This is a genomic window from Candidatus Erwinia dacicola (genome assembly GCF_001756855.1).
Lineage (GTDB): Bacteria > Pseudomonadota > Gammaproteobacteria > Enterobacterales > Enterobacteriaceae > Erwinia > Erwinia dacicola.
Genome location: NZ_MAYS01000165.1, coordinates 1 through 5265, shown reverse-complemented (window position 1 = coordinate 5265; position 5265 = coordinate 1). Strand labels below are relative to the sequence as shown.

Sequence of the window (5265 nt, the reverse complement as noted above, 5' to 3'; positions counted from 1 at the left end):
GACGGGGAAACTGCTGGGATAACGCCCCTATGGAGCGGTTCTTCCGGAGCCTGAAGACCGAATGGGTGCCGACGAAGGGCTATAACAGCTTCAGCGAAGCCCAGGGCGCGATAATCCGCTATATAACGGGATATTACAGCGCTATCAGTTTTTGAAAGATAAGACCTTTCAATAACACGAAAGGCTAACTCATCAATATCTTTGCAACAGTGCCGAACGTACTAAATTCGGGTCAGGCATGCCTGACCCCTACACGAAACATTCGCCCCTTACTAGTACTCGCCCATGGGCACGCAGGAGCAGAACAGATTGCGTTCACCGTAAACATCGTCGAGGCGCTTCACGGTTGGCCAGTATTTGTTGTCGCTGCCTGCCGGGAATACTGCCAGCTCACGCGTATAAGGATGTCTCCACTCACCGACAATTTCCATCTGCGTGTGCGGCGCATTCACCAGCGGGTTATCGGCCGCTGGCCATTCACCGTTGGATACGCGATCGATTTCCATACGGATTGCCAGCATTGCATCGATAAAGCGGTCCAGCTCAATTTTGCTTTCCGATTCGGTTGGCTCAACCATCAGGGTGCCTGCTACCGGGAATGACATGGTAGGTGCATGGAATCCGTAGTCGATCAGGCGCTTGGCAATATCCAGCTCGCTGATACCGGTCTGCTCTTTCAGCGGACGAATATCGAGAATACATTCGTGCGCCACGCGGCCGTCACGCCCGACGTAGAGGATTGGGTAAGCTGACTGCAGGCGATGGGCGATGTAGTTGGCATTAAGGATCGCCACCGAACTCACCTGCTTAAGACCTTCTGCGCCCATCATGCGGATATACATCCAGCTGATCGGCAAAATGGATGCACTGCCGAATGGCGCAGCAGACACCGCACCCTGCCCGGTCAGCATATCGTCAATCTGTACCACGCTGTGGCCCGGTACAAACGGTGCCAGATGCGCTTTCACGCCGATAGTTCCCATACCCGGGCCACCGCCGCCGTGCGGGATACAGAAGGTTTTATGCAGGTTGAGGTGCGACACGTCTGCGCCAATATAGCCCGGCGTGGTAATGCCGACCTGCGCATTCATGTTGGCGCCGTCCAAGTATACCTGACCGCCAAACTGATGAATGATCTGGCACACTTCGCGGATCGTCTCTTCATACACGCCGTGCGTCGACGGGTAAGTGACCATAATGCAGGAGAGTGCTTCGCCCGCCTGCTTTGCCTTCAGGCGCAAGTCGTGCAGATCGATATTGCCCTGTTTGTCACAGGCCACCACAACCACAGCCTTACCGGCCATCTGCGCCGAAGCCGGGTTGGTGCCGTGTGCAGAGCTTGGGATCAGGCAGATATTACGCCCGGCTTCGTTGCGGCTTTCGTGATAACGGCGAATTGCCAGCAGGCCGGCATATTCGCCCTGCGCGCCAGAGTTCGGCTGCATGCACAGCGCGTCGTAACCGGTCAGCTGCACCAGCCACTGCGACAGCTGGCCGATCATTTGCAGATAGCCAGCTGCCTGCTCTGCCGGGCAGAACGGGTGCAGCTCGGCGAACTCGGGCCAGGTGATCGGGATCATCTCCGCCGCCGCGTTCAGCTTCATGGTGCAGGAGCCAAGCGGTATCATCGCCTGATTGAGCGCCAGATCTTTGCGCTCCAAGCTGTGCATATAACGCATCATCTCGGTTTCGCTGTGATGACGGTTAAACACCGGATGGGTCAGGATCGCATCCTGACGCAGCATTGCAGCGGGTACGGAAGTGCCATCCGCATCGAGAGCATCGATCTCCAGCCCGTGCTGCTCGCCCAGCAGGATTGAGAACAGCGCCGCGACGTCTTCACTCGTGGTGGTTTCATCCAGCGTGATGCCGACCGCATTGAGGATATCGCTGCGCAGATTAATACCAAAGCTCAGCGCACGATCCAGCACGGCAGCTTTATCCGCCACTTCTACCGTCAGCGTATCAAACCAGCTGTGATAACGCAGATTCAGACCGCCCTTCTGCAATCCAGCCGCAAGAATATCGGTCAGGCGATGGATACGCCCGGCGATGCGCTTCAGCCCAGCCGGGCCGTGGAATACCGCATACAGGCTGGCAATGTTTGCCAGCAGCACCTGCGAGGTGCAGATGTTGGAGTTGGCTTTCTCACGGCGGATATGCTGCTCGCGCGTCTGCATCGCCATACGCAGCGCGGTGTTGCCTGCGGCATCACGCGATACGCCGATAATACGACCAGGCATCGACCGTTTGTGTTCGTCACGCGCGGCGAAGAACGCCGCATGCGGACCACCGTAGCCCATTGGTACGCCGAAGCGCTGCGCGGAGCCGAAGGCGATATCCGCGTCCTGCTTGCCCGGTGCCTGTAACAGCAGCAGCGCCATAAAGTCAGCCGCCACGCTGACCACCACGTTGCAGCTTTTCAGTTCAGCGATCAGGTCACCGTAGTCATGCACTTCACCGCCGGTGCCGACCTGCTGTAACAGCACGCCGAACACATCCTGCAGCTCCAGCACTTTCTCCGCTTTATCGACCAGCACCTCGAAGCCAAAGGTTTCAGCTCGAGTGCGCACCACGTCCAGCGTCTGCGGATGAATATCATCAGCAACGAAGAAGCGATTGGCATTTTTCAGCTTGCTGACGCGCTTTGCCATCGCCATCGCTTCGGCGGCGGCGGTCGCTTCATCCAGCAGCGAGGCAGACGCAATATCCAGCCCGGTTAGGTCAAGGGTCAGCTGCTGGAAGTTCAGCAGAGCTTCCAGACGGCCTTGGGAAACTTCCGGCTGGTAAGGGGTGTATGTAGTGTACCAACCTGGGTTTTCCAGCATGTTGCGTAAGATCACCGGCGGCGTCAGCACCGGGGTGTAACCCATGCCGATAAAGGATTTATAACGCTGATTTTTTGACGCAATCACCTTCAGCTCGGCCAGCGCCAAGTGTTCGGTCAGCGCATCGCCTACCGCAGGTGGGCTGGGAAGCTGGATGTCGGCGGGCACAATCGAGGCGATGAGCTCGCTTAGTGATGAGGCACCGATGGCGCTGAGCATCGCTGCCTGCTGTTCCTGGGAAGGTCCGATATGGCGCTCGATAAATGCACCGTGATGTTCAAGCTGGCTGAGAGTCTGGGTCATTAGCGGTAAATCCTGCATCGGGCATCGGGTTTCATGGCAGCGAATAGCCCGCCCTGAAGTGATGATTAAACGTTATTCTGAGATAGCGGCAGCGTAAGCAGCGGAATCAAGCAAGGTTTCGAACTCGGTAGCATCGCTGGCTTTGATCTTGAACAGCCAGCCTACAGTATAGGAATCGCTGTTCACCAGTTCAGGCTCAGATTCCAGCGCGCTGTTGACTTCAATGATTTCGCCGCTCAGCGGGGCATAGATATCAGACGCGGCTTTCACCGACTCGGCCACAGCGCAGTCTTTGCCCTGGCTATAGGTGTTGCCGACATCCGGCAGGTCAACAAACACCATGTCACCGAGCAGCTCCTGCGCATGCTCGGTGATCCCGACGGTAAAGGTGCCATCGGCTTCTTTGCGTACCCATTCATGGCTGTCACGATATTTCAATTCGGCTGGTACATTGCTCATCAATATGCTCTCCAAAAAGGCAAAATTATTTCGTCACCGGCTTACCGGCGCGGACAAAAATCGGTTTAGTCACCTGCACCGGCATTTTGCGGTTGCGGATCTGCACAATCGCCTGCTCGCCAATTCCCTCAGGCACGCGCGCAAGGGCAATGCTGCATCCTAGGGTTGGGGAAAATGAGCCACTGGTGATAATACCTTCATGCTGGTTGCCATCAGCATTGCTGAAGCGCACCGGCAGTTCATTACGCAATACGCCTTTTTCGGTCATGATCAGGCCCACAAGGTGATCGGTACCCTTTTCGCGCTGCTGTTCCAGTGCTTCACGACCAATGAACTGGCGATCGGCTGGTTCCCACGCAATGGTCCAGCCCATATTGGCGGCCAGCGGAGAAACGCCTTCATCCATCTCCTGCCCGTAGAGGTTCATACCGGCTTCTAGGCGCAGCGTATCGCGCGCGCCGAGACCGGCAGGCTTGACCCCCGTTGCCAGCAATTTCTGCCAGAAATCGGCAACCTGCTCGTTTGGCAGGGCAATCTCGTAGCCGGATTCACCGGTATAACCGGTGGTGGCGATGAAATAGTCACCAGACTGCACGCCAAAGAACGGCTTCATTCCGTTGACGGCAGCGCGCTGCGTATCATCAAACAGCATCTGGGCTTTCTGCTGGGCATTTGGGCCCTGCACGGCCACCAGCGCCAAATCGTCACGCTCGGTCAATTCAACGCCGTAGTCAGCTGCGTGCTGACGGATCCACGCCAGATCTTTCTCACGCGTGGTGGAGTTGACCACTAGGCGGAAAAACTCTTCGCTGATAAAGTAAACAATAAGATCGTCAATCACCCCAGCGGAGGCGTTGAGCATGGCGGCGTAAAGGGCTTTGCCCGGCAAAGTCAGCTTGGCAACGTCATTGGCCAACAGATAACGCAGAAATTCGCGAATGCATGCGCCGTGCAGGTCGACAATCGTCATATGAGAAACGTCAAACATCCCAGCGTCAGTGCGCACTGCATGATGTTCGTCCATTTGCGAGCCGTAATGCAGGGGCATCATCCAGCCGTGAAAATCTACCATGCGGGCACCACACGCCTGATGCTGTGGGAAAAGGTGAGTTTGCTGAGTCATATCATTCCTGTATCTGATATCCGGTTGCTGACGAGCGCCTCTCACCGCCTTTGCGGAACTGACGCAAACGATACCTTAGCCCTGAACTTACCACTGAATACACCAATTAACCATAAGCAAAACGGAAGTTATGGTCATTTGTGGTGTATGGGGATTCGAGGAAGGTGGCGTATCCTGCTGATTGATTTCTTCTAGGATTTCAACAACAGAGAGATGATACGCCATGTCCAATCTTACCCTACAGATGTTGCCGGAGCCAGTTGAGCCCACTGATCCACTCCACGATTTACTCCGTACTGGTGCACAGCGGTTGATCGCCAGTGCGGTTGAGGCTGAACTGGCTGTGATGCTTGCCCGGTTTGCTGACCTCCGTCTCGATGACGGTCGCTAGGCGGTGGTGCGTAACGGTTTTCTGCCTGAGCGACGTATTCAGACCGGCATCGGTGATGTCAGCGTCAAAGTGCCGAAGGTCAGGGAGCGCAGTGGCAACGGCATACACTTCAACAGCACCTTGCTACCGCCATACCTGAAGCGAGCTACGTCTGTTGAAGA

The 5265-nt window shown here is 56.2% G+C and carries 3 protein-coding genes and 2 pseudogenes; 2 read left to right on the top strand and 3 right to left on the bottom strand.

Annotation, left to right across the window (positions count from 1 at the left end; all coding sequences use genetic code 11):
* A pseudogene (locus BBW68_RS05040) lies at positions 1–146 on the top strand (integrase core domain-containing protein); the annotation flags it as partial.
* 126 nt (positions 147–272) lie between these two features.
* Here BBW68_RS05040 and gcvP read toward each other — a convergent pair.
* From gcvP to gcvT, 3 genes are all read right to left on the bottom strand, one after another.
* Positions 273–3131, bottom strand: coding sequence for an aminomethyl-transferring glycine dehydrogenase (gene gcvP, locus BBW68_RS05035; protein ID WP_070134274.1), 2859 nt, complete (start codon positions 3129–3131; stop codon positions 273–275).
* A gap of 72 nt (positions 3132–3203) precedes the next feature.
* Entirely contained in the window at positions 3204–3590 is a 387-nt protein-coding gene (gcvH, locus tag BBW68_RS05030) for a glycine cleavage system protein GcvH (RefSeq protein WP_070134273.1), read from the bottom strand.
* A 25-nt stretch (positions 3591–3615) separates the two neighbouring features.
* The gene (gene gcvT / locus BBW68_RS05025; RefSeq protein ID WP_070134272.1) at positions 3616–4713 is read right to left on the bottom strand and encodes a glycine cleavage system aminomethyltransferase GcvT; all 1098 of its coding nucleotides are present in this window, start codon (positions 4711–4713) and stop codon (positions 3616–3618) included.
* 223 nt (positions 4714–4936) lie between these two features.
* Here gcvT and BBW68_RS19565 point away from each other — a divergent pair.
* Positions 4937–5265: pseudogene (locus BBW68_RS19565) on the top strand (transposase); the annotation flags it as partial.